We start from the raw sequence: 22,853 nt of genomic DNA, 5'->3' as shown, positions 1-22,853 counted from the left end.
GTCCGGCCGTTCCACCGGGGCAGCAAGCCCGCCATTCGAAGGACAAGCCATGACGACATCCCGTGCCCATGCGGCCACCGGCCATGCCAGCCGTTATCTGCAGCAGCTTTGCAAGCATTGGAGCCACCGCTTCGCGGTCGAGTTCGACGACCGTTCCGGGCGCATCGCATTCGGCGACGGCCAGGTCGTGACCCTGTCGGCCAGCGAGGCCGGGCTGGATGTCCAGATCGCCGACGCCACGGCCGAGGGGCTGGACCGGCTGGAGGGGGTGGTGGCCGACCACCTGCGGCGCTTCGCCTTCCGCGAGGAACTGGTTTTCGACTGGAAACGCGACGGCGCCGGGCAGGCGACCGGCTAGTCGATGATCACCACCGGGCGGCCGCGCAGATGCTCGACATGGATGGGGGTGTCGAACAGCGCGGACAGGCCGGCGCCCGTCAGCGTCTCGGACGGGGGGCCGGACCGGAACAGGCGGCCCGCCTTCAGGCAGATCACCCAGTCGGCATGGCGCACGGCCATCGCCAGGTCGTGCATCACCACCACGATCGCGCGGCCCGTGCCGGGACGCGACAGCTCGACCAGCCGGGCCATGATGTCGGACGCGTAGCGCGGATCAAGGGCGGACAGCGGTTCGTCCAGCAGCATCCAGGGCGTGGATTGGGCGTGGTTCATGGCGATGAAGGCCCGCTGCCTCTGCCCGCCCGACAGGGTATCGAGGCGGCGGTCCAGCAGGTCGTCCAGATCCAGGTCCCGGATTGCCTGTGCGACGATGCGGCGGTCCGTGTCGTTGGGACGGCCCCTGTGGTGGGGCCAGCGGCCAAAGGCCACAAGGTCGGCCACTGTCAGCCGGGGCAGGGCAGGCGTCACCTGCGGCAGCAGCGCCAGCATCCTGGCGCGATCCGTCGTCCGCGCCGCCGTGATGTCGGCGCCGTCGATGCTGACCTGGCCGGATGTCGGCCGGGTCAGGCCCGACAGGCAGTAAAGCAGGCTGGACTTGCCCGCGCCGTTGGGGCCGATCACCGCCGTCAGGCCTTGCGGCGGGATCCGGGCGCTGATGTCGTGGAGGATCGTCTTGCCGTCAATGGCCAGGCCAAGGTTCGTTACCCGTATCATGCCGTCCGCCTTTTCAGGACCATCACCAGAAACACCAGCCCGCCCAGGGATTCGACAATGGCGGGCAGGGTGGATTGCAGGCCCAGCAGCCTTTCGAACAGGAACTGCCCGACGATCAGGATCAGCGCGCCCGTCAGCGCCGCCCCCGGGATCAGCACCGCGTGGCGCCAGTGCGGCAGCGCGGCGGCCGCAAGGCTTGCCGCCAGAAGGCCCAGGAAGGTCACCGGCCCCGCCACGGCGGTCGAGGTCGCGACCAGCATCGCCACCACCGCAAGCGCCGCCATCGTCAGCCGCTCGTGATCGACCCCCAGCGACCGCGCGCCGTCCCGGCCCAGAAGCGCGACGTCCAGCACGGGCGAAAGGCGCCAGGCCAGAAGCAGGGCCAGGATCAGGATGGGCGCCGCGAAGGCCACCTGGACCGGGTCAATCGAATTGAAGCTGGCGAAGGTGGCGGCCTGGGCCAGGGCGAACTCGGTCGGGTCAAGCAGCCGCTGCACGAAGCCTGTCAGGCCGCGCATCAGCACGCCCAGGATCACCCCGGTCAGGACCAGCCGGGTCATGTCCGACGATCCGGCCCGCAGCACGCTGGCGAACAGGGCGACCGCGACGGCGCACAGGCACAGGATCTCCACCAGGAACTTGGGAAAGGCGGGAAGGGCGGCATAGCCCATGCCGCCAAGGCCAAGCACCAGCAGGGTCTGGATCAGCACGAACAGCGAATCGAAGCCGACGATGCCGGGGGTCAGCAGGCGGTTCGCGGTGATGGTCTGGAAGATCACCGTCGCCGCACCGACCGAGGCGCCCACGATGGCAAGCGCGGCCAGCCTTGTCGCGCGCAGCGACAGGATGAAGCCGTAGGGGCCTTGCAGCCCCCAGGCCACATAGACGGCCGCGGCGCCCGCGCAGGCCGCGGCGAGGATCAGCAGGGACCGGTCAGCCATGGCGGCGCGGCGCCTTGCCGGGGGCATAAAGCAGCCACAGGAACAGGACAGCCCCCGCAACGGCGAAAATCGTGCCCGCCGGTATCTCGTAGGGCCAGCGGATGACGCGGCCAAGGACATCGGACGCCAGCACCGCCCCGCCGCCCGCCGCCGCGATCATCGGCAGGTTGGCGCGCAGGTTGTCGCCCCGCCAGCGGGACACGAGGTTGGGAACGATCAGCCCCACGAAAGGCAGCACCCCCACCGTGACCACCACCGCCGCAACGATCACCGCCACCACGACCAGCCCCGACAAAAGCGTCCCGCGATAGTCGAGGCCAAGGCTCCGGGCGCGGTCCTCGCCCAGGCTCAGCATCGTGATCCGGTCGGCGATGGCATAAAGCAGCGCCGCAAGCCCCGCGATCAGCCACAGCAGCTCATAACGGCCCTGCAGGACGCCCGAGAACTCTCCCAGTTGCCAACTGGACAGAAGCTGCATCAGGTCCGTCGTCCAGCCGACCCAGGTGACGGCCGATCCCAGGATGCCGCCATAGACCAGCCCCACCAGCGGCAGCAGGATCGGATCCTCGCGCGGGATGTGCCGCGCCAGCAGCAGAAAGCCCGCCGTCCCCGCAAGCGCCGCGACCGAGGCCACGATCATCCTGCCCAGCAGCGGCGTGCCGGGCGCGATCAGCGTCACCGCCAGCAGACCCGCCATCGCGGATTCGGGGGTGCCGGTCAGGCCGGGCTCGACCAGGCGGTTCTGCACCGCCATCTGCACCACGGCCCCGGCAAGCGCCAGTCCCGCGCCCGCCAGAAGCGCGGCGGCCGTGCGCGGCATCCTGCTGGCCAGGAACAGCTGCCCCCCGTCGGCCCCCGACAGATCGCCCGCGCCGATCCCGAGGCTTGCCGCCACGAGAACCCCAAGCGCCAGCCCTGCGGCGGTCCATCCCCTCATCAGGCGCCGGCGTTTGCGAAGGATTGGCGCAGCTGTTCCAGGGTCAGCATCAGCGACTGGACCCCGCCCGCGGCCAGATACATGGCCGCGCCGTCCAGATACAGGATCTGGCCGGCCTTTCCGGCCTTGGTGCCAGCGACAAGGGGATTGTCCAGCGTCGCCGCGGCCGCTTCGCCGCCCTGGCCGATGGCCGCGCCCCGGTCGATCACCAGCAGCCAGTCCGGGTCGGCCTTGGCCAGGAACTCGAAGGACACCGCTTCGCCGTGATTGCCTTCGCGAAGATCGGGAACCGCCTGGGGCAGGTCCAGCCGGTCGTGCAGCCAGCCAAAGCGCGACCCGGCGCCATAGGCCGAAATCTTGGTGCCGCTGACCAGCAGGATGAGGGCGTTCCCCTTGCCCCCCACCGCCGTCCGCGTTTCATCAAGCGCCGCATCAAGGTCGTCCTTCAGGTCCCGTGCCTGTTCGGCGCGGTCGAAGATGGCGCCATAGGCGTCCAGCCGGGCCTTGGCTTCCTCGACAAGATCCTCGGCCCCGACCGTCATGTCCAGCGTCGGCGCGATCCGCGACAGCGCCGCCACCTGCGGCTGCGACCGGCCGCCCGCGACGATCAGGTCCGGGGCCATGACGGCCAGGGCCTCGAAATCCGGCTCGAACAAGGTGCCGACGGTGGGCACGCCCTCAACGGCTTTGGCAAGATAGGCGGGCGGCGTCATGTCGGGACGACCCGCCACCGGCACGCCAAGCGCGGCCAGGCTGTCGAGTGCCGCCAAATCCAGGGCCACGACCGTTTCCGGCGCGACCGGCGCCGCGACCTCGCCGACGGCTGTCCGGACCGTTACGGTTTCGGTCACGATGTCCGCCAAGGCGCTTGCCGGAACGGCCATGGCAAGGGCAAGTATCAGGTTCTTCACGACGCTGCCTTTCAAGATGCGGGCACGGCGCTGACGACAAGCCTCGCCGCCGGCCGGGATTGGCAAGTAAAAGACTCGGGAAATGCGGGAATGCAAGGGGGTGCGGCGGCAGGCGCTTTCAACCTACTGTAATTGCCTTGTTAAATCCCTCGCAAGGTCATGATTGTCTCAGGGTTTGAAGTTCATCGGCAGGGGCTGAACGTCCCGTCCGGTTCGTTTGGGCCGCCCACATGCTTAACTGACATGTCAATTCTGATCTGGAACCCGTCTTACCATGCCAGACGAAGGTTCATCCGGCTGACCCGTCAGGCCATCCGTTCCAGCAGGTCGCTTGCCACGTCCAGGCGGTCCTCGGGGCCGGGGTGGTGCAGCGTCAGGCGGCGGTCTTCGATCGCGACGCCGTCCAGGTCGAGGGCCAGGGGCGCGCGGTCTTCCATGTCCACCCCGTCGCGGAAGCACAGCGCCACCCCTTCGGGGCCGAGGCTGAGGGTCTCGACACCCAGCACCGCGCCAAGCGCGCGCAGGCCTGCCGCGCGCAGCAGCGTGACGGTGGGTTCGGGCAGGGGGCCGAAGCGGTCCGCGATCTCGTCCGCAAGGCGCGCGACCTCGGCCGCGTCCGAGGCGCGGGCGATGCGATGATACAGGTCCAGCCGGTTCTCCGGTTCGGGGACATAATCCGCGGGGAAGTGGCCCGGTTCGCCCGGCACCTGCGGCGGAGGCGGAACCTCGGCCAGCCCCTTTGCGCGCCGCAGGGCCTGCGCCAGCATCTGCTGGTAAAGCCCCAGCCCCACCCGCTGCACATGGCCCGCCTGCCGTTCCCCCAGCAGGTCGCCCGAACCGCGCCGGTCGAGGTCGGCCGCGCTGATCGCCATTCCCGCGCCCAGCCGGTCCATGGCCTGCAGGGTTCCCAGGCGTTTCTGCGCATCCTCGGACAGGTCCTCGCCCTCCGCCGTCAGAAGGTGGCAATAGGCCTGCACCGGGCCGCGCCCCACCCGGCCGCGCAACTGGTGCAACTGTGCCAGGCCGAACAGCGCCGGGCGCAGGATAACCATGCTGTTGGCCCGCGCCACGTCCAGCCCGCTTTCGATGATCCCGGTCGCCAGAAGGACATCGCCATCGCCCCCGGCGAAGCCCACCATCACCTCGTCGATCTCTCGCGCCGACAGGCTGCCATGGGCGACGCGCAGCCGCAGGGCGGGCAGCAGGCGTTCGAGGCGTTCGGCCACGGGCGCGATATCCTCGACCCGCGGCACGACCACGAAGCTTTGCCCGCCGCGGCGGTGTTCGCGCAGCAGGGCCTGGCGCAGCGTTGCATCCCCGTCATCGGCCAGCAGGGTGCGGATCGGGCGGCGGCGGGCAGGGGGCGTGTGGAGGATGCTGAGATCCTGCAACCCGACAAGGGCCGTCTGCAAGGTCCGGGGGATGGGGGTCGCGCTCATCGACAGGACGTGCAGGCCCTGGCCCAGGTCGCGCAGCTTTTCCTTCTGGGCGGCGCCGAAGCGCTGTTCCTCGTCGATGACCAGCAGGCCCAGATCGGCAAAGGTCACGCCCTTGCCCAGCAGGGCATGGGTGCCGACGGCAATGCGGACCGAACCGTCGGCCAATCCCTCGCGGACCGCTGCGGCGGGCTTGCCCGTGACAAGGCGCGACAGGTGGCCCACGGTGATCCCGAAGGGGGCGAAGCGGCGGCGGAAGGTATCGTAATGCTGCCGCGCCAGCACGGTGGTCGGGGCGCAGACAGCCACCTGCCGGCCGCCAAGCGCGGCCGCCGCTGCCGCGCGCAGGGCGATCTCCGTCTTGCCGAAGCCGACGTCGCCGATCACCAGCCGGTCCATCGGGCGTCCCGATGCCATGTCGGCCAGCACCGCGCGCACCGCCGCCGCCTGGTCGGGGGTGGGCTGGAACGGAAAGCGCGCAATGAAGCGTTCATAGTCGCGGGCAGGGGGCACCAGTTCCGGTGCCTTCGCCGCATCCCGTTCGCGGGCAAGCGCCACAAGCTGATCGGCCAGCCGGTCCAGGGCATCGGCCGTGGCCTGGCGGCGCCGGGGCCAGGCCGTGCCGCGCAGGCGGTCCAGCTTGACCCCCGCATCGCCGCTGCCATAGCGCCAGATCCGGCCCGCGTCATGGGTCGGCACCATCAGCCGTTCTTCGCGGGCAAAGGTCAGGCGGATCGCCTCGGTGCCGGGATCGGACGCGTCCAGCGGCTCCAGCCCTTCGAGCCGCGCAAGGCCGTGATCCTGGTGGACGACGATATCGCCCAGTTCCAGCCCGGCCGAGGGCAGCGCCTGCAGCGAGGCCTGGCGGGGGCTTGATCCGGCGCGGCTGCCCAGCAGATCCTGGCCGGTGACAAGGGCCACGTCGGGGGCGACCGCGCCTTCGGCCAGATCGGCCAGAAGGATGGCACGGTCCCGGCCCATGGCTTCGGCCCAGGTGGCGGCCCGCGCGGGCGGATCGCCCGCGGCCTGCGCGAGCATCCGGGTGATGCGCGCCCGTTCCGATTCGGATCCGGCGACAAACACCACGGGCCGTCCCGCCACGGCGTCACTAGCCAGATACTGGGCCAGCCGTGCGCGCGGCCGGGCGGCGGCGGCAAAGGCGGGAACGGAGGTCCAGTCGCCGGGGTCCGGCGCCTGGATGCGGGCCGCAAGATCCGCCCATTCCGACGCCCCCAGATACAGGGCATCGACGGGCAGGGGATGGCCCCCGTCGGCCTCGGCCTCGGCGCGGGCTTCTTCAAGGCGGGCCAGCCGCCGTTCCGCCAGGGCTAGGGTCGCGGGCAGGGCGATGATCCGGGCATCACCCATGTGGTCGGGCAGCGTCGCCAGGAATTGCCATGCCTTGGGCAGGCGATGTTCCGCCCCGCGTTCGGCCGGATCCTCGGCCGGTGGCAGTTCCGTCACGGGGACGATGTCCAGCCGGTCGACCTCTCCGGTGGACCGCTGGGTCACGGGATCGAAGCAGCGCAGCGCGGTCACGACGCCGTCCGACAGTTCGATCCGGCAGGGCAGGGCGTTGCCGGCGGCGAAAATCTCGACCGTGCCGCCGCGGATGGCGATTTCGCCCGGCTCGTCGATGCGGTCGTCGGCGGTATATCCCGCGCGCCGTGCAAAGGCCTCAAGGGCTGCCGTGTCCAGGGGATCGCCCGTCCCGATGGACAGGCTGCGCAGGGCGTCATGCGGCGGCAGGCGTTGCAGAAGCACCGAAAGCGGCGCCACGACGATGTCGCCCGCCTGTGGATCCTGCAACTGGTGCAGGACGGCCATGCGGCGGCCCATCGCATCGGGCGTGGGCGAGGCGCTGTCGAAGGGCAGGCAATCCCAGGGCGGCATGAACAGGACCCGGCGGTCGGGCAGCACGCGCCCCAGGAAGGCGGCCAGCGCCTCGGCCGTCCGTTCGTCGCGGGCCACGTGCAGGATGCGGTCGGCGGGGCCTGCCTCGCGCAGAAGGGTCAGCGCCTCGACGGAGGGGGGGAGGGGGTCGGACATCTGCACCTCTGATCGCCGATTGGGTCAGGGGATCTGCCCGCGTCGTCGGATCAATTCGGCGGCCCCGGCATCGGTTCCGGCCGGCAACCTGCGGCCTAGTTCGCGGCCTTGGGGCCGGGCGCTGTCGACCGGCGCACGACGATCTCGACCGGCAGGGTGGTCAGCGTTTCGGCCGGGGGCTTGCCGGACAGGCTGGACAGCAGGCGCTGCGCCGCGATGCGGCCAAGGCGGCGGCGATCCTGCCGGATCGTGGTCAAGGGCGGGCGGGAATAGGCTGCAAGCGCAATGTCGTCGAAGCCCACGACCGACACGTCCTGGGGGACGCGGACGCCCAGTTCCGACAGGCCGGAAATGCAGCCGATCGCAAGCTGGTCCGAACTGCACAGGATCGCCGTGGGCCGGGACGGCATCCGCATCAGGTCGCCTGCCGCGCGAAAGCCGTCGCGAATCTCGAAGCTGCCGCCGGCGATGCGCGAGGGGGGAAGGGTCAGCCCCGCCTGACGCAAGGCCTCCTCGGCGCCTTCGCGCCGTTCCTCGGTCAGGATGTTGCCCGCGGGCCCCGTCAGCAGCGCGAAGTCGCGGTGGCCCAGCCCGACCAGGTGCTGCACGGCCAGGGCCATGCCCGCGCGGTTGTCGCTGCGCACGGCCGGGAAGCCGCGTCCTTCGGGCCATTCGCAGGCGAAGACCACGCGGCCCGCCACATCGGGCGCGGCCAGTTCGTCCAGGATATCGGGCGGCAGCGCCCCATCCAGGCAGATCAGCCCGTCGGCCCTTGCCGCCTGAAGATGCGTGACGGGGGATTGCCGCCGTTCCTGCTGGGACAGGGTATCAGTGACCAGCAGATCCAGGCCAGCAGGGGTCAGGCCATCCTGGATCCCTGCGATGATTTCCGAAAAGAACGGGTTGCCCAGGTTCGGCACAAGGGCAAGCACCGCGTCCGCCCGCCTGACGCGCAGGGATCGGGCGAAGGAGTTCACGCGATAGTCGTGTTCCTGGACCACCGCCATCACCTGCGCGCGCGTTTCGGGCGACACCCGCGCGGGCTGCGACAAGGCGCGGCTGACGGTCGCGGTCGAGACCCCCGCCAGCCGAGCAATGTCCTTGATCCCAATGGCCATGATTTCCCGCCGCGTTCCGCTTTTGTAATGGATTACATTTTTTGTTGACGGGATGGCAATGGCTATGAGATGAATTTGGTAGCAATCGTTTACATCGGCCTGGGAGAGGCTGAACCGATGCTGCCGGCGCCATGCTGCGCCGGACAAACGGGAGGATGACAATGCAGAACATTTCGATGCGCCGCCTGCTGGCGGGCGCTGCACTGACAATTTTGCCCTTTGGCGCGATGGCTGCCGACCTGGAGGTGACCCATTGGTGGACCTCGGGCGGCGAGGCCGCCGCCGTGCAGGAACTGGCCCGCATCTTCGAGGAACAGACCGAGCATAGCTGGGTCGACGGCGCCATCGCCGGATCGGGTTCGACCGCAAGGCCGATCATGGTGTCGCGCATCATCGGCGGCGACCCGATGGGCGCAACGCAGTTCAACCACGGCCTGCAAGCGCAGGAACTGGTCGAGGCCGGGCTGATGCAGGACCTGACCGAGGTGGCCGAGGCGAACGGCTGGCGCGACTCGATCAACCCGGTCTCGCTGCTGGACGCCTGCACCTTCGAGGGCCGCGTGTATTGCGCGCCCTTGAACATCCATTCGCCGCAATGGATGTGGACCTCGCTGGCCGCCTTTGAAAAGGCGGGGATCGAGCCTGCGACCAACTGGGAAGAACTGAAGGCGGCCGCCCCCGCGCTGCGCGAGGCGGGCATCCTGCCCCTGGCGCAGGGGATGCAGGGCTGGCAGACGGCGCTGCTGCTTTACGCGATGATCTCGGGGATCGGCGGGGCCGACTTCTACAACCAGGTCTTCGCCGAGCGGAACGAGGACGCGCTGAACAGCGACACGCTGAAGAACATCTTCGCTGAATATGCCATTGCCCGCGACCTGGCCTCGGGCGGCAATCTCAGCGACTGGAACATGGCCACCAACCGCATCATCGAGGGCACGGCCGCGGCCCAGGTCATGGGGGACTGGGCGCAGGGCGAGTTCGCCCTGGCCGGCAAGACCGCGGGCACGGATTACGGCTGCCATATCGGCCTTGGGGGCGAACCCGTCATCGCCACGGGCGGCGACGCGATCTATTTCCCGGTGAACGACGACGAGGCCGTGACCGAGGCGCAGCGCGCCTTGGCCCAGGTGATCCTGTCCGAAGAAGCGCAGGTCGCCTTCAACGCCGCCAAGGGTTCGCTGCCGGTGCGCGGCGACATCGACCTGGCCGAAGTGAACGAATGCACCCAGGCCGGGCTGGAAACGCTGAAGGCCGGCAACACCATCCCGACCATCGACCTGGTGATGTCGTCGGATTCGCGCGGCCAGATCGAGGATCTGACGGCCGAGTTCTTCGGATCAAGCCTCAGCGCCGAGGACGCGCACGCGCGCTTCGTCCAGATCGTCCAGTCGGAAATGTGATGCATCGCGGTCCGGCCCGCCCTGGGCCGGACCCCCGCCCTTGACCGGAGGTACCTGCGATGGCCCATTCCGGCCCTCCCATCCGACTGTTCCAGAACTGGTCCGCCAAGCTGGCCGCGACCCCGATGATCCTGACGGCCCTGGTGGTCTTCATCGGCTGCTCGCTCTGGACGGTGGTCTATTCCTTCACCAATTCGCGCCTGCTGCCCCGCCTGGATTTCGTGGGCCTGGCGCAATACGAGCGGCTGTGGTCCACGCCCCGCTGGCAGGTGTCCATCGAGAACCTGGCGATCTATGGCATCCTGGCACTGGTGCTGACGCTGGCGATCGGCTTTCTGCTGGCCGTGCTTCTGGACCAGAAGATCCGGTTCGAGGACGGGTTCCGCACCATCATCCTGTTCCCCTATGCCCTCAGCTTCATCGTCACGGGCGTCGTCTGGCAGTGGATTCTGAACCCGGACTTCGGGTTGCAGCACATCATCCGCGGCATGGGCTTTTCCGGCTTCACCTTCGATCCGCTGAACAATCCCGATCTTGTCATCGTGGCGCTTCTGGCGGCGGGCATCTGGCAGGGCGCGGGGCTGACCACGGTCATCATGCTGGCCGGACTGCGCGGCATCGACGAGGACGTCTGGAAGGCCAGCCGGGTGGACGGCATCCCCGCCTGGAAGACCTATCTGTTCATCATCCTGCCGATGATGAAGCCGGTCTTCGCGACCTGCATCGTGCTGATCTCGGCCGGGATCATCAAGCTTTACGACCTTGTCGTCGCGCTGACGCGCGGGGGGCCGGGCATCGCGTCCGAAGTGCCCGCAAAATACGTCTATGACTACATGTTCGGCAACCAGAACCTGGGGCAGGGCTTCGCGGCCTCGACCATGATGCTGGCCGCGGTGCTGGCGATCATCATCCCCTTCGCGCTGTTCCGCATGGGAAGGAAACGCCATGTCTGACGCGGCATATCCCGCGGCCGCCGGTGCCCGGTCCCGCAGCGCCGCCCCTCGCGGCAGGCTGCTGGACGGACCGGCAGGCCTTGCCCCCACGCGCCGCCTGTCGGGCAAGCGCATCATGATCTATGGCGGGCTTCTGATCTTTTCGGCCTATTACCTGCTGCCGCTGTGGGTGATGGTCATGACCTCGCTGAAGGGGATGCCCGAGATCCGCATGGGCAACATCTTCGCCCCGCCGGTCGAGATCACCTTTGAGCCCTGGGTCAAGGCCTGGTCCGAGGCCTGCACCGGGCTGAACTGCGACGGGCTGTCGCGCGGCTTCTGGAACTCGGTCGCGATCGTCATACCGGCGACGATCCTGTCGATCGCGGTGGCGGCGGTGAACGGCTATGCCCTGGTCAACTGGCGCTTCAAGGGGTCCGAGGTGTTCTTCACCATCCTGATCTTCGGCGCCTTCATCCCATACCAGGTGATGATCTATCCGATCGTCATCATCCTGCGCGAAATCGGGCTGATGGGGTCGGTCTGGGGCCTGGTCCTGGTCCATGTGGTCTTCGGGATGCCGATCATCACGCTTCTGTTCCGCAACTACTTCTCCTCGCTGCCGCCGGAACTGTTCAAGGCCGCCCGCGTGGACGGCGCAGGCTTCTGGGGCATCTTCCTGCGCGTGCTGGTGCCGATGTCGCTGCCGATCTTCACGGTCGCGGTGATCCTGCAGGTCACGGGGATCTGGAACGACTTCCTGTTCGGCGTGATCTATACCCGGCCCGAAAGCTATCCGATGACGGTGCAGCTGAACAACATCGTCAACTCGGTCCAAGGCGTGCGCGAATACAACGTCAACATGGCCGCGACCCTGCTGACCGGCCTTGTTCCGCTGACGATCTACTTCCTCTCTGGCAAACTTTTCGTCCGCGGCATCGCCGCAGGCGCCGTGAAAGGCTGACCCATGGCACAAGCACTCCGCGCCGAAACCCGATCCGAACTGGACGGCATCTCCGTCTCGATCCGCGACCTCAGCCTGTCCTATGGCGCGGTCGAGGTTCTGGGCGACCTGAACCTGGACGTGAACGATGGCGAGTTCCTGGTGCTGCTGGGCGCCTCGGGCTGCGGCAAGTCAACGCTGCTGAACTGCATCGCCGGCCTGCAACCGGCGACCGAGGGCCAGATCTTCATCTCGGGGAAGAACGTCACCTGGGCGGAACCCTCGGAACGCGGCATCGGCATGGTGTTCCAGTCCTATGCGCTTTACCCGCAGATGACGGTCGAGGGGAACCTGTCCTTCGGCCTGAAGAACGCCCAGGTGCCCAAGGGCGAGATCGCGCGCCGCATCGCGCGCGCCGCGTCAACGCTGCAGCTTGAACCGCTGCTGAAGCGCAAGCCCGCCGCCCTGTCGGGCGGTCAGCGCCAGCGGGTGGCCATCGGCCGCGCCCTGGTGCGCGACGTGGACGTGTTCCTGTTCGACGAGCCCTTGTCGAACCTGGACGCCAAGCTGCGGGCCGAGTTGCGCGTGGAACTGAAGCGCCTGCACCAGAGCCTTGGCAACACCATGATCTATGTCACCCATGACCAGATCGAGGCGATGACCCTGGCCGACCGCATCGCCATCATGCGCGGCGGCAAGATCCAGCAGCTTGCCACCCCCGACGACATCTATCGCCGGCCCGCGAATCTTTACGTGGCGGGCTTCATCGGGTCGCCGCCCATGAACCTCTTGCCGGGGCGGCTGGATGGCAGCACCTTCCGCGGCCCGCTGGTGGCCGACGTGACGGGCTATGACTTCACCACCCGCCCGCGTGGCGGCGATATCGTGCTGGGCATCCGCCCCGAACATGTCCGCACCGGCGAGGCGGCCGCCGCCCTGCCCATCCAGGCCCAGGCCCTTGTCGAGGTGGTCGAGCCGATGGGCGCCGACACCCTGGTCTGGACGCGGCTTGGCGACACCCCCTTCCGCGTCCGCCTGGACGGCGAGGACCGCGTGCGCGCGGGCCAGATGCTGTCCATCGGCTTCGACCCCGCCAGCCTGTCGCTGTTCGACGCCGCGACCGAGACGCGGATCTGAGACTTTCCCACGGAGAAGATGATGAAACTGTCCCTGCAACTCTATTCGGCCCGCTTCGCCACGCCCTATGCCGACGTGATCCGCCGTCTCGGCGCGCTTGGCTATGACGCGGCCGAGGGCTATGGCGGCGTCTTCGACGACCTGCCCGCCATCGCCGAGGCCCTGTCGGCCGCGGGCATGACCATGCCGTCGCTGCATGTCTCGCTGGACCTGATCGAGGAAAACCCCGAGCGCGTGGCCCAGATCGCGGGCCAGGTCGGCGCCACCATGATCTTCGCCCCCCATATCGGCCCCGACCAGCGTCCCGCGGATGCCGCAGGATGGCAGGCCTTTGCCGCCCGCCTTGCCGCCGCGCATGGGGCGATGGCCCAACGGGGCCTGACCTTCGGCTGGCACAACCACGACTTCGAATTCCACGCCCTGCCCGACGGCCGGACGCCCATGAAGATCATCCTGGACGAGGCACCGATGATCGACTGGGAAGCCGACATCGCCTGGATCGTGCGCGGCGGCGGGGACCCGCTGGACTGGATCGCCCAGTACGGCCCGCGCATCACCGCCGCCCATTTCAAGGACATCGCGCCTGCGGGCGAGAAGACCGACGAGGACGGCTGGGCCGATCCCGGCACCGGCACGATGGACTGGCCCGCGATCCTGGATGCCCTGCGCGCCCAGGCCCGCGTCGAGGTTCTGGTGGCCGAACATGACAAGCCCTCGGACTTCGACCGTTTTGCGACCCAGGCCGCGAAGGCCTGGCAGACCCTGAAAGGCTGAACCTCATGAGCGACCTGAAACTGGGCCTGATCGGGGCCGGCAACATTTCGGCATCCTATCTGGGCCGTGCGCCGCATTTCGCGGGCATCCGCTTTGTCGCCGTGGCCGACATGAACCATGCCGCGGCCGAGGCGCGGGCCACCGAATACGGGATTGAGGCCCGCAGCGTGGACGCGCTGCTGGCAAGCCCCGACATCGACCTGATCGTGAACCTGACCATCCCGGCCGCGCATTTCGACATCTCGAAACGCGCGCTTGAGGCGGGCAAGCATGTCTATTCCGAAAAGCCCTATGTGCTGACGCTGGAGGAAGGGCGCGAACTGGCCCGGATCGCCGCCGAACGCGGGCTGCGGATCGGATCGGCGCCCGACACCTTCCTGGGCACCAGCCACCAGCTTGCCCGGCATATCGTCGACAGCGGCGCCATTGGCCGCGTCACCTCGGGCACCTGCGCGGTCATGTCCAGCGGCATGGAAAACTGGCATCCCAACCCCGACTTCTTCTTCCTCAAGGGCGGCGGGCCGGTGCTGGATCTGGGGCCCTACTACATCTCGAACCTGGTGCAGCTTCTGGGGCCGGTGGCCCGCGTCGCGGCGCTTGCCTCCACCCCCAGCCCGACCCGGACCATCGGATCGGCCGCCCGCAAGGGCGAGCAGATCCCGGTCGAGACGCCGACCACGATCCACGCCCTGCTGGAATTCGAAGGCGGCGCGGTCATCAGCTTCCAGTCCAGCTGGGACGTCCACCAGCACGACCTGAAGCCGATGGCGCTTTACGGGACGGAAGGCACGCTGCACATCCCCGACCCCAACTTCTTCGACGGCGAGGTCCGCGTGACGCGCCGCGCCGAGGCGGCGGACCTGCCCGCATGGGATCATCCGCTGGGACCGCCGAACCGCGAGACGAACAACGGCAAGAGCGTCGCCGACTATCGCGCGTCGGGCCTTGCGGACATGGCGCTTGCCATCGCCGAAGGCCGCCCGCACCGCTGCAACGACGAATTGGCGCTGCACGTGGTCGAGGTGATGACCGCGATCCTGCAATCGGGCGAGGAAGGGCGCTTCGTGCCCATGACCACCACCTGCGCCCGCCCCGAGGCCCTGGATCCCGCGGCCGCGGCGCAGCTTCTGGCAAGCCAGACCGTCCCGGCCTGAAACCCGGCCCAAGAAAAGGAGCCATCATGGCAAATGACACGCAGCGGGGCATCAAGGGCCCCGCGATCTTCCTGGCGCAGTTCGCGGGCGACGCCGCGCCCTTCGACACCCTGCCGAACATTGCCCGATGGGCGGCGGACCTTGGCTATCGCGGCATCCAGGTGCCGGTCGATCCTCGCTTCATCGACCTGGATCGCGCGGCCGAATCCAAGGACTATTGCGACGAGATCGCGGGCACCTGCCGCGAGGCGGGCGTCGAGATCACCGAGCTTTCGACCCATATGCAGGGCCAGCTTGTCGCGGTCCATCCGGCCTATGCCGCGCAGTTCGACGGCTTCGCGCCCGAGGCGCTGCGCGGCAAGCCGCGCGAGCAGTCGGAATGGGCGGCGGGGCAGGTCATCAAGGCCGCCCGCGCGTCCCGCCATCTGGGTCTGGACGTGCAGGTGGGCTTTTCCGGCGCGCTAGCCTGGCCCTATCTCTATCCCTGGCCGCAGCGCCCGGCGGGTCTGGTCGAGGAAGCCTTCGCCGAACTCGCCCGCCGCTGGAAGCCGATCCTGGACGCGCACGAGGAGCAGGGCGTGGATTACGCCTATGAGCTGCATCCGGGCGAGGATCTGATGGACGGCACCAGCTTTGAGCGGTTCCTGGAGGCCAGCGGCAACCATCCCCGCGCCGCGATCAACTATGACCCGTCGCATTTCGTGCTGCAGCAACTGGACTACCTGGGCTTCATCGACCACTACGCCAGCCGGATCCGCGCCTTCCACGTCAAGGATGCCGAGTTCCTACCCTCGGCCCGGCAGGGGGTCTATTCTGGCTTTTCCGGCTGGACGGACCGGGCGGGGCGCTTCCGCAGCCTGGGCGACGGGCAGGTGGATTTCGCGGGCGTCTTTTCGCGCCTGACGCTTGCCGGCTATCGCGGTTGGGCGGTGCTGGAATGGGAATGCTGCGTCAAGTCGTCGGCCCAGGGCGCAGCCGAGGGCGCCCCTTTCATAGAGGCGCATCTGATCCAGCCGACCGAGACCGCCTTCGACGACTTCGCCGGCGGCAAGGCACCCGACCGGGCCGCGCTGCGGGCGATGCTGGGGCTGGGCTGACGTGCAGCGCATTCCCCTGGGCATGGTGGGCGGCGGGCAGGGCGCCTTTATCGGCGCCGTGCACCGCATCGCGGCGCGCATCGACGACCGCTTCACGCTGGTGGCCGGGGCGCTGTCCTCGGACGCCGGCCGCGCGGCGGCCTCGGCCGAGGACATTGGGCTTGAGCGCAGCTATCACGATTGGCGCGAGATGGCGCGGGCCGAGGCGGCGCGGCCGGACGGCATCCGCGCCGTTTCGGTCGTGACGCCCAACCACCTGCACCTGCCGGTCGCCCGCGCCTTTCTGGAAGCGGGCATCCACGTGATCCTGGACAAGCCCCTGACCGCGACCCTGCCCGAGGCCGAGGATCTGGCCCGCATATCCGCGGCCAGCAGGGCGCTGCTGATCCTGACCTACAGCTATTCCGGCTATCCGATGATCCGCGAGGCGCGCCGTCTGGTGGCCGAGGGGCAGTTGGGCCGCATCCGGCTGGTCCATGCCGAGTTCGTCTCGGACTGGCTGGCCCGGCCGGGCCGCGCCGAACAGCAGGGTTGGCGCGCCGATCCCGCCCTTGGCGGAGAAGGCGGCGCGATCGCCGACATCGGCACCCATGCGGCGCATCTGGCCACCTTTGTTTCGGGCCTGCCGATCGAGGCGGTCGCGGCCGAACTGACCGCCTTCCTGCCGGGCCGGCAGATCGACGACAACGCCCATGCGATGCTGCGCCTTGCCCAAGGGGCGCGGGGGATGCTGTGGACCAGCCAGGTCGCGGCGGGGTCCGACAACGAGGTGCGTCTGCGCGTGATGGGCGACAAGGCGGGGCTGGACTGGACCCATGCCGACCCGAACCGCCTGCGCCTGACCCGTCTGGGCGAGCCGTCGCAGACATTGACGCGCGGCGGACCCGACTTCATGGGCAGCGCGCGCCTGCCTTCGGGCCATGCCGAGGGCTACCTCGAAGCCTTCGCCTCGATCTACACGGATGCGGCCGACGCCATCTGGGCAGGGAAGGTGCCGCCGGGCCTGCCGGGGATCCAGGACGGCCTTGACGGGATGCGCTTCGTCGCCGCCTGCATCCGGTCAAGCCGGGCCGACGGGGCGTGGCAGCCGCTGGCCGCTGCCTGACACTGCACCGGCCCGGTGCTGCATCGCGGTGAACCGGGGCGCGCTGACCGCGCCCCGGCCTTGCTGTGTCAGACGAAGCGGCTGACCCAGTTTTCCAGACGTTCCTGCCGGCCCGAGCGGGGCTGGGGGTTCAGGTTCGTTTCCTCGACCCGCGCGGCGATCTGGTCCAGCGACTCGGACTTCAGCATCGCCTGCGACGCCTCGTTGTCCCAGCCCGCGTAACGCTCGGCCCGCATCTTCTCCAGCCCGCCGTTCTCCAGCATGGCGGCGGCGGCCTTCAGCCCGCGCGCGCAGATGTCGATGGCGCCGACATGGGACAGCACCAGATCCTCGGGGTCCAGCGATTGGCGGCGCACCCGTGCGTCGAAGTTCGTGCCGCCCGTGGTAAAGCCGCCCGCGCGCAGCACCTCGTAATAGGCAAGGGCTACCTCGGGGACGTTGTTGGGGAACTGGTCCGTGTCCCAGCCCGACTGGTAGTCGTTGCGGTTCATGTCGATGGAGCCAAGCAGCCCCAGCGAGCCTGCAAGCGCCAGCTCATGTTCGAAGCTGTGGCCGGCCAGGATGGCATGGCCCTGCTCGATGTTCAGCTTGACCTCGTTTTCCAGGCCGAACCGCTTGAGGAAGCCGTAGATCGTGCCGACATCGAAGTCGTACTGGTGCTTGGACGGCTCCTGCGGCTTCGGCTCGATCAGGATGGTGCCCTTGAAGCCGATCTTGTGCTTGTAGTCCACGACCTTGGTCAGGAAGGCGCCGGCCTGTTCCGCCTCGCGCGTCAGATCGGTGTTCAGCAGGCTTTCATAGCCTTCGCGCCCGCCCCACAGGACATAGTTCTCGCCGCCAAGCCTGTGGGTGACGTCCATGCAGGCCTTCACGGTGGCGGCGGCATAGGCGAAGATCTCGGGGTCGGGGTTCGTCGCCGCGCCCGCCATCCAGCGGCGATGCGTGAACATGTTGGCCGTGCCCCACAGAAGCTTGGTGCCCGTCTGCTGCATCTTGTCGGCGAAGACGTCGCAGATTTCCTCGAGGTTGCGGCGGCTTTCGGCGAAGCTGTCGCCTTCGGGGCGGACGTCGGCGTCATGGAAGCAGAAGAAGGGCACGTTCAGCACGCCGAACATGTCAAAGGCCGCATCGGCCTTAACGCGCGCGGCGGCCATGTCGTCGCCATACCAGGGCCGTTCAAAGGTGCGCCCCCCGAAAGGATCGCCGCCCTCATAGGCCAGCGAATGCCAATAGGCGACGGCCAGGCGCAGGTGATCTTCCATCCGCTTGCCCATCACGACCTCGTTCGGGTCGTAATGGCGATAGGCGAATTCGTTGTCGCTGTCCGGCCCCTCGTACTGGATCGGGGGGATATCCTTGAAATAGCTCATGCTTCTGTCCCTTTATCGATGATCTGTTCAGCGCGCGGCCCAGGCGAGGCCCCGGCGCAGGATGGTCTGCATCTGCGGATGGTCAAGCTCGGACGCCTTGTGACCGAGGGCGGAATAGAAGACACGCGCCGCGCCGTAGCGTTTCTTCCAGACCACGGGCATCACCGCCCCCTTCGTCCAGGGATCATGCGCGCCCTCGAAGGTCGTCGTGGCCAGCACCTCGTTCGCCGGATCGACATGGAGGTAATACTGTTCCGAGCGGTAGTCGAAATCCTCGATCCCGGCCATGATCGGATCGTCCCCGCGCGTGACGGTCACGCGATAGTCGATGACGTTGCCCGGATGGGCGACCCATTGGCCGCCGGTCATGTACTGATAGGACGGCTCGGCCCGGAAGGTGTCGCCCATGCCGCCGTGAAAGCCGCCGAGGCCGGTGCCTGCGGCCACCGCCGCGATCAGCGCCTTCAGCCCCTCGGGCGCGACCTGGACCTGTGTCATCATCGGCACGATCAGGTCGAAGCGCGTCAGGTCGGTGGCGGCCAGGATGTCGGTGCCGGGGTGGGTCTCGACCTCGAAGCCGTCCTCGGCCAGCATCGCGGCAAGGCGCCGCGTGCAGGCCTCGGGCTCGTGGCCGTCCCAGCCACCCCAGAAGATCAGTGCGGATTTGGTCATGCGGCCTCCGGGGCGGTCAGGTGGGTCAGGGCGCCGGCGCGCATCGGCTCGGGCCGCGCGCAGGTCGAGGTGAGGGTGACGGTGCGGCCCGTCCGGGCCGACTGCAGAAGCGAGGCGATCACGTCCAGCACGTGCAACGCCAGGTCGCCGCTGGCGCGGTGCGGCCGGCCGGTCAGGATGGCGTCGGCCATGTCGGCCAGGCCAAGCGCGCGGTGGTTGTCGCCGCCGAAGTCGTGGTCGGATGGCACGGCCTGCCAACCATCGGGGCCGGAGAGCATGACCTGCCCGTCGAAGCGGTTCGGGTCGGGGATCTTCATCGATGCCGTGGTGCCGTAAAGTTCCAGCGGCGTGTGGCCGTGGGCGGGCACGTCGAAGCTGGTGGCGATCTGGATCAGGGCGTCGTTTTCGAACTCCATCACGCCCGCCACATGGGTCCGGGCATCGACCGGGATGCTTTCCCCTGCGCGCGGACCCGAGGCGATGGTGCGGCTGGCCCGCAGGCGCGAGGCCATGCCGCTGACCGCGCGGACCGGCCCCAGCAGGTTCACCATCGCGGTGATGTAGTAGGGCCCCATGTCGTAAAGCGGCCCGGCGCCCGGCCCGGCATAGTAGAAGTCCGGGTTCGGGTGCCAGCGTTCATGGCCGGCGACCATCATCATCGCCGTGCCCGCCACCGGCTGGCCGATCCGGCCCGCGTCAAGCACCGCCCGCGAGGTCTGGTGCGAGGCCCCCAGGAAGGTGTCGGGCGCGCAGCCGATGCGGAGGCCCCCCTTGTCGGCAGCCTCGGCCAGGCGCTTGCCGTCGTCCAGGCTGACGGCCAGCGGCTTTTCCGAAAAGACGTGCTTGCCCGCCTGCAGCGCGGCAAGTCCCACCGACAGATGCGCGGCGGGCACGGTCAGGTTCAGCACGATGTCGATGTCGTCCCGCGCCAGCAGCGCCTCGGGCGTCAGCGCCGTGGTGCCATGCGCGGCGGCCTTGGCACCGGCGGCATCCGCGTTCAGGTCCGCGACCGCGCGCAGGTCAAGCTGCGGGAAAAGCCGGGCGTTCTTCAGATAGATTTCGCTGATGAAGCCGCAGCCGATGATGCCAAGTCCAAGCGCGCTCATGCCGCGTCCTCCATGCGTCGTCCGTTTGCGTCGAAAAGGTGCAGGTGCCCCGGTTCGGGTGCGATCCGCAGGGCTTCGCCGGCCCGCAGGCGGTTGTTGCCCGCCAGGCGGATGGTCATGGGGCCGATCCGCTCGACATCGGCATAGACGATGGTGTCCGCGCCAAGGGTTTCGACCACCTGCGCGCGGGCGGACCAGCCCTGGCCCTCGGGCGCGATCACCAGATGCTCGGGGCGGATGCCCGCGGTCTCGGCCTGCGGCTGGCCAACGGCGGCGCCCGGCATCAGGTTCATCTTGGGCGAGCCGATGAAGCCCGCCACGAAGACGGTCTGCGGGCGGTCATACAGCTCCATCGGGGCGCCGACCTGCTCGATCCGGCCCGCATTCATCACGACGATCTGGTCGGCCAGGGTCATCGCCTCGACCTGGTCGTGGGTGACGTAGATCATCGTGGCGTCCAGCGACTGGTGCAGCTGCGCCAGCTCGACCCGCATCTGGGTGCGCAGCGCCGCGTCGAGGTTCGACAGCGGCTCGTCGAACAGGAACACCTTGGGCTGGCGCACGATCGACCGGCCGATGGCGACGCGCTGACGCTGTCCGCCGGACAACTGCGCGGGCTTGCGGTCCAGATAGGGTTCAAGCGCCAGGATCCGCGCGGCCTCGGCCACGCGTGCCTGGCGTTCTGCGGCAGGCATCTTGGCCAACCGCAGGCCGAAGTCGATGTTCTGCGCGACGGTCATGTGCGGGTAAAGCGCATAGGACTGGAAGACCATCGAGATGCCGCGCCGGGACGGCTCGTCCAGCGTCACGTCCTGCCCGCCGATCACCACGGCGCCCGAGGTCGGCTCCTCCAGCCCCGAGATGATGCGCAGAAGCGTGGACTTGCCACAGCCCGAGGGGCCGACCAGAACGGTGAAGGACCCGTTCGGCACCGTCAGGTTCAGGTCGGGCAGCACCGTATGGCCGCCAAAGGACTTGGTGATGTTCTGCAGACGGACCTCAGACATGGCTTACCTGCGGGCCTGCGTTGATCGGCTGATAGGTGAAGTCCAGGAAATCGGCGTGACGCCCCCGGCCCGACGTGTCATGCGCGCCCATGCCGATAAAGGCGCCGGTGAAGTTGTTGCCCGGCCCGTTCCCGGCCTCGTCCGATATGGCGGACTGGTCCAGCGTGATCCCGAGGTCGGTCCAGTCGCCATCCGTCTTGTAGCGGAAGCGCAGCGTCATGCCGTCCACGTCGCAGCCTAGCTGCACCGGGCCGTCCGGCAGCGGGACCGGCGCGATGGGATAGGTCACGCGCGCATCCGGCCAATCGGCGGCGCAACTGTAGACGGTCAGGACGCGCTGCCCCTGTTCGTTCGCCGTGACGGCCAGGTAATGGAACTTGAAGCGGCCATACCAGGCGATGAGGCCCGCGAAATGCTGGTAATCGCCCGGCTCGATCTCAAGCGTCGTTTCGGCGCGGAAGGACAGCGCCGTCTGGCGGCGGGCCAGCATCGCGTTCTCGAAGGCCGAACCGGGGGATTCCCGGCCGAAGATGCGCAGGGCGCCAGGCCGTTCGGTCAGGCTGAACAGGCGATCCGCATCGGGCGTCCGCAGCCATTGGAAGGCCAGGGGCAGGGCGCCGGGGGCGAAGGTGGTGCGCGCCTCGTCGCCCAGGAAGGGATGCGGGGGGAGGTCACAGGGCGCGGTGTCGGCGGGGGCGTTGCCGCCATGGGCCATGCGGGGGAACTGCCCCGCCTCCCAGACCAGCTTCTGGATCGCCGTCTCGCGCCCTAGGGGCGAGCGGCGCACGTCGTCGGCGTGGATGCCGCCATTGCCCACCGGCAGGCTGCGCGTCTCGTCCAGCGGGCGAGAACACAGGTGGACCATGTAGAACTGTCCGTCCTGCGTTTGCACGATGTCGGCATGGCCGCAGCGTTGCAGCAGCCCGTCGGTGCCGCGGGCAGTCAGGACGTGCTTGGCGGGGTCGGTCTCGTAGGGGCCGAACAGGTCGCGCGACCGGGCCATGGTGACGGCATGGTCATAGCCCGTGCCGCCCTCGGCCGTCAGCAGGTAGTAGAAGCCGTCCTTGCGATAAAGATGCGGGCCTTCGGTCAGCTTCAGGTCGGTGCCGCGATAGATGTTGCGGACCGGGCCGACGAGCTTGCGATCCTCGGGCGAGTATTCCTGCATCACGATCCCGCCGAAGCGGTCGCCGCCGGTCTGGTTGTGGTCCCAGATCATGTTCAGCAGCCACTTGCGCCCGTCCGCGTCGTGGAACAGCGAAGGATCGAAGCCCGAGGAGTTGAGATAGACCGGGTCCGACCACGGCCCCTCGATGCCGGGGGCGGTGACCAGATAGTTGTGGCTGTCCTTCCACGCCCCGTCCCGGCGCTTGACGTCGGTGTAGATCAGCCAGAACAGCCCGTCGGCGTAGGTCAGGCAGGGCGCCCAGATTCCGCCGCTGTCGGGATTGCCGCGCATGTCCAGTTGCGCCGCGCGGGCCAGCGGGCGCGTGACCAGCCGCCAGTTCGCAAGGTCGCGCGAATGGTGGATCTGCACGCCCGGATACCATTCGAAGGTCGAGGTGGCGATATAATAGTCCGCGCCCACCCGCACGATGGATGGATCGGGGTTGAAGCCCGGCAGGATCGGGTTCTGGATCGTGTTCATATG

The 22,853-nt window shown here is 68.6% G+C and carries 20 protein-coding genes; 9 read left to right on the top strand and 11 right to left on the bottom strand.

The genetic code is table 11. The annotated features are described in order from the left end of the window. Window positions 1-49 precede the first annotated feature (49 nt). Window positions 50-358, top strand: a complete 309-nt coding sequence (locus IE224_RS11310; RefSeq protein WP_191310449.1) for a DUF2218 domain-containing protein — start codon at window positions 50-52, stop codon at window positions 356-358. On the opposite strand, the gene IE224_RS11305 is transcribed toward IE224_RS11310, so the two are convergent. The 6 genes from IE224_RS11305 to IE224_RS11280 all read right to left on the bottom strand — a co-directional run bounded on the left by IE224_RS11305 (window position 355) and on the right by IE224_RS11280 (window position 8,505). After that, entirely contained in the window at window positions 355-1,113 is a 759-nt protein-coding gene (locus IE224_RS11305) for an ATP-binding cassette domain-containing protein (protein ID WP_191310447.1), read from the bottom strand. The genes IE224_RS11310 and IE224_RS11305 overlap by 4 nt on opposite strands. Further along, window positions 1,110-2,054, bottom strand: a complete 945-nt coding sequence (locus IE224_RS11300) for an iron chelate uptake ABC transporter family permease subunit (RefSeq protein ID WP_191310445.1) — start codon at window positions 2,052-2,054, stop codon at window positions 1,110-1,112. The genes IE224_RS11305 and IE224_RS11300 overlap by 4 nt, the downstream gene beginning before the upstream one ends. After that, complete coding sequence (locus tag IE224_RS11295; protein ID WP_191310443.1) at window positions 2,047-2,991, bottom strand: iron chelate uptake ABC transporter family permease subunit; 945 nt, start codon at window positions 2,989-2,991, stop codon at window positions 2,047-2,049. Before IE224_RS11295 ends, IE224_RS11300 begins: the two co-directional genes overlap by 8 nt. Next, on the bottom strand, window positions 2,991-3,875 hold the full coding sequence (locus IE224_RS11290; protein WP_191310532.1) for a siderophore ABC transporter substrate-binding protein: 885 nt from the start codon (window positions 3,873-3,875) through the stop codon (window positions 2,991-2,993). Before IE224_RS11290 ends, IE224_RS11295 begins: the two co-directional genes overlap by 1 nt. Before the next feature lie 332 nt (window positions 3,876-4,207). After that, a complete protein-coding gene (locus IE224_RS11285) occupies window positions 4,208-7,387 on the bottom strand; it encodes a DEAD/DEAH box helicase (protein ID WP_191310441.1) in 3,180 nt (1,059 codons plus the stop codon). A gap of 95 nt (window positions 7,388-7,482) precedes the next feature. Continuing rightward, a complete protein-coding gene (locus IE224_RS11280) occupies window positions 7,483-8,505 on the bottom strand; it encodes a LacI family DNA-binding transcriptional regulator (RefSeq protein WP_167623652.1) in 1,023 nt (340 codons plus the stop codon). 161 nt (window positions 8,506-8,666) lie between these two features. On the opposite strand from IE224_RS11280, the gene IE224_RS11275 reads away from it, so the two are divergent. The 8 genes from IE224_RS11275 to IE224_RS11240 are packed head-to-tail and all read left to right on the top strand — an operon-like array spanning window position 8,667 to window position 17,047. After that, window positions 8,667-9,905, top strand: a complete 1,239-nt coding sequence (locus tag IE224_RS11275) for an ABC transporter substrate-binding protein (protein WP_191310439.1) — start codon at window positions 8,667-8,669, stop codon at window positions 9,903-9,905. A gap of 59 nt (window positions 9,906-9,964) precedes the next feature. Then, window positions 9,965-10,858 carry a carbohydrate ABC transporter permease gene (locus IE224_RS11270; RefSeq protein ID WP_191310437.1) on the top strand — a complete coding sequence of 298 codons (894 nt, stop codon included), beginning with the start codon at window positions 9,965-9,967 and terminating at the stop codon, window positions 10,856-10,858. Further along, entirely contained in the window at window positions 10,851-11,801 is a 951-nt protein-coding gene (locus tag IE224_RS11265) for a carbohydrate ABC transporter permease (RefSeq protein WP_167623649.1), read from the top strand. Before IE224_RS11270 ends, IE224_RS11265 begins: the two co-directional genes overlap by 8 nt. A 3-nt stretch (window positions 11,802-11,804) precedes the next feature. Continuing rightward, window positions 11,805-12,917 (top strand): ABC transporter ATP-binding protein, encoded by a 1,113-nt coding sequence (locus IE224_RS11260; protein ID WP_191310435.1) that lies wholly within the window; start codon window positions 11,805-11,807, stop codon window positions 12,915-12,917. Window positions 12,918-12,935: 18 nt separating this feature from the next. Continuing rightward, window positions 12,936-13,691 carry a sugar phosphate isomerase/epimerase family protein gene (locus tag IE224_RS11255; RefSeq protein ID WP_191310433.1) on the top strand — a complete coding sequence of 252 codons (756 nt, stop codon included), beginning with the start codon at window positions 12,936-12,938 and terminating at the stop codon, window positions 13,689-13,691. 5 nt (window positions 13,692-13,696) lie between these two features. After that, on the top strand, window positions 13,697-14,845 hold the full coding sequence (locus IE224_RS11250) for a Gfo/Idh/MocA family protein (RefSeq protein ID WP_191310431.1): 1,149 nt from the start codon (window positions 13,697-13,699) through the stop codon (window positions 14,843-14,845). A 26-nt stretch (window positions 14,846-14,871) separates the two neighbouring features. Then, entirely contained in the window at window positions 14,872-15,942 is a 1,071-nt protein-coding gene (locus IE224_RS11245) for a sugar phosphate isomerase/epimerase family protein (RefSeq protein ID WP_191310429.1), read from the top strand. Between the two features lie 22 nt (window positions 15,943-15,964). Further along, complete coding sequence (locus IE224_RS11240; RefSeq protein ID WP_191310530.1) at window positions 15,965-17,047, top strand: Gfo/Idh/MocA family protein; 1,083 nt, start codon at window positions 15,965-15,967, stop codon at window positions 17,045-17,047. Window positions 17,048-17,115: 68 nt separating this feature from the next. Here IE224_RS11240 and xylA read toward each other — a convergent pair whose 3' ends face one another. Genes xylA through IE224_RS11215 form a run of 5 tightly spaced genes read right to left on the bottom strand, consistent with a single transcriptional unit; the run spans window position 17,116 to window position 22,850 of the window. Then, window positions 17,116-18,417 carry a xylose isomerase gene (gene xylA, locus IE224_RS11235; RefSeq protein ID WP_191310427.1) on the bottom strand — a complete coding sequence of 434 codons (1,302 nt, stop codon included), beginning with the start codon at window positions 18,415-18,417 and terminating at the stop codon, window positions 17,116-17,118. A gap of 27 nt (window positions 18,418-18,444) precedes the next feature. Then, window positions 18,445-19,089, bottom strand: coding sequence for a ThuA domain-containing protein (locus IE224_RS11230; protein WP_191310425.1), 645 nt, complete (start codon window positions 19,087-19,089; stop codon window positions 18,445-18,447). Beyond that, complete coding sequence (locus IE224_RS11225) at window positions 19,086-20,195, bottom strand: Gfo/Idh/MocA family protein (protein ID WP_191310423.1); 1,110 nt, start codon at window positions 20,193-20,195, stop codon at window positions 19,086-19,088. Before IE224_RS11225 ends, IE224_RS11230 begins: the two co-directional genes overlap by 4 nt. Then, window positions 20,192-21,202, bottom strand: a complete 1,011-nt coding sequence (locus IE224_RS11220) for an ABC transporter ATP-binding protein (RefSeq protein WP_191310421.1) — start codon at window positions 21,200-21,202, stop codon at window positions 20,192-20,194. Before IE224_RS11220 ends, IE224_RS11225 begins: the two co-directional genes overlap by 4 nt. Further along, window positions 21,195-22,850: a glycoside hydrolase family 43 protein gene (locus tag IE224_RS11215; RefSeq protein ID WP_202380148.1), complete on the bottom strand. Its 1,656-nt coding sequence runs from the start codon at window positions 22,848-22,850 to the stop codon at window positions 21,195-21,197. The genes IE224_RS11220 and IE224_RS11215 overlap by 8 nt, the downstream gene beginning before the upstream one ends. Window positions 22,851-22,853: the final 3 nt, after the last annotated feature.

The sequence above is a fragment of the Paracoccus aerius genome (assembly GCF_014656455.1).
GTDB lineage: Bacteria > Pseudomonadota > Alphaproteobacteria > Rhodobacterales > Rhodobacteraceae > Paracoccus > Paracoccus aerius.
This window is presented reverse-complemented; position numbering and strand designations above follow the sequence as displayed.

Coding starts and splice junctions, on each gene's coding strand:
- IE224_RS11310 (WP_191310449.1), top strand. CDS start 50: ATGACGACATCCCGTGCCCATGCGGCCACCGGCCATGCCAGCCGTTAT.
- IE224_RS11305 (WP_191310447.1), bottom strand. CDS start 1,113: ATGATACGGGTAACGAACCTTGGCCTGGCCATTGACGGCAAGACGATC.
- IE224_RS11300 (WP_191310445.1), bottom strand. CDS start 2,054: ATGGCTGACCGGTCCCTGCTGATCCTCGCCGCGGCCTGCGCGGGCGCC.
- IE224_RS11295 (WP_191310443.1), bottom strand. CDS start 2,991: ATGAGGGGATGGACCGCCGCAGGGCTGGCGCTTGGGGTTCTCGTGGCG.
- IE224_RS11290 (WP_191310532.1), bottom strand. CDS start 3,875: ATGGCCGTTCCGGCAAGCGCCTTGGCGGACATCGTGACCGAAACCGTA.
- IE224_RS11285 (WP_191310441.1), bottom strand. CDS start 7,387: ATGTCCGACCCCCTCCCCCCCTCCGTCGAGGCGCTGACCCTTCTGCGC.
- IE224_RS11280 (WP_167623652.1), bottom strand. CDS start 8,505: ATGGCCATTGGGATCAAGGACATTGCTCGGCTGGCGGGGGTCTCGACC.
- IE224_RS11275 (WP_191310439.1), top strand. CDS start 8,667: ATGCAGAACATTTCGATGCGCCGCCTGCTGGCGGGCGCTGCACTGACA.
- IE224_RS11270 (WP_191310437.1), top strand. CDS start 9,965: ATGGCCCATTCCGGCCCTCCCATCCGACTGTTCCAGAACTGGTCCGCC.
- IE224_RS11265 (WP_167623649.1), top strand. CDS start 10,851: ATGTCTGACGCGGCATATCCCGCGGCCGCCGGTGCCCGGTCCCGCAGC.
- IE224_RS11260 (WP_191310435.1), top strand. CDS start 11,805: ATGGCACAAGCACTCCGCGCCGAAACCCGATCCGAACTGGACGGCATC.
- IE224_RS11255 (WP_191310433.1), top strand. CDS start 12,936: ATGATGAAACTGTCCCTGCAACTCTATTCGGCCCGCTTCGCCACGCCC.
- IE224_RS11250 (WP_191310431.1), top strand. CDS start 13,697: ATGAGCGACCTGAAACTGGGCCTGATCGGGGCCGGCAACATTTCGGCA.
- IE224_RS11245 (WP_191310429.1), top strand. CDS start 14,872: ATGGCAAATGACACGCAGCGGGGCATCAAGGGCCCCGCGATCTTCCTG.
- IE224_RS11240 (WP_191310530.1), top strand. CDS start 15,965: ATGGTGGGCGGCGGGCAGGGCGCCTTTATCGGCGCCGTGCACCGCATC.
- xylA (WP_191310427.1), bottom strand. CDS start 18,417: ATGAGCTATTTCAAGGATATCCCCCCGATCCAGTACGAGGGGCCGGAC.
- IE224_RS11230 (WP_191310425.1), bottom strand. CDS start 19,089: ATGACCAAATCCGCACTGATCTTCTGGGGTGGCTGGGACGGCCACGAG.
- IE224_RS11225 (WP_191310423.1), bottom strand. CDS start 20,195: ATGAGCGCGCTTGGACTTGGCATCATCGGCTGCGGCTTCATCAGCGAA.
- IE224_RS11220 (WP_191310421.1), bottom strand. CDS start 21,202: ATGTCTGAGGTCCGTCTGCAGAACATCACCAAGTCCTTTGGCGGCCAT.
- IE224_RS11215 (WP_202380148.1), bottom strand. CDS start 22,850: ATGAACACGATCCAGAACCCGATCCTGCCGGGCTTCAACCCCGATCCA.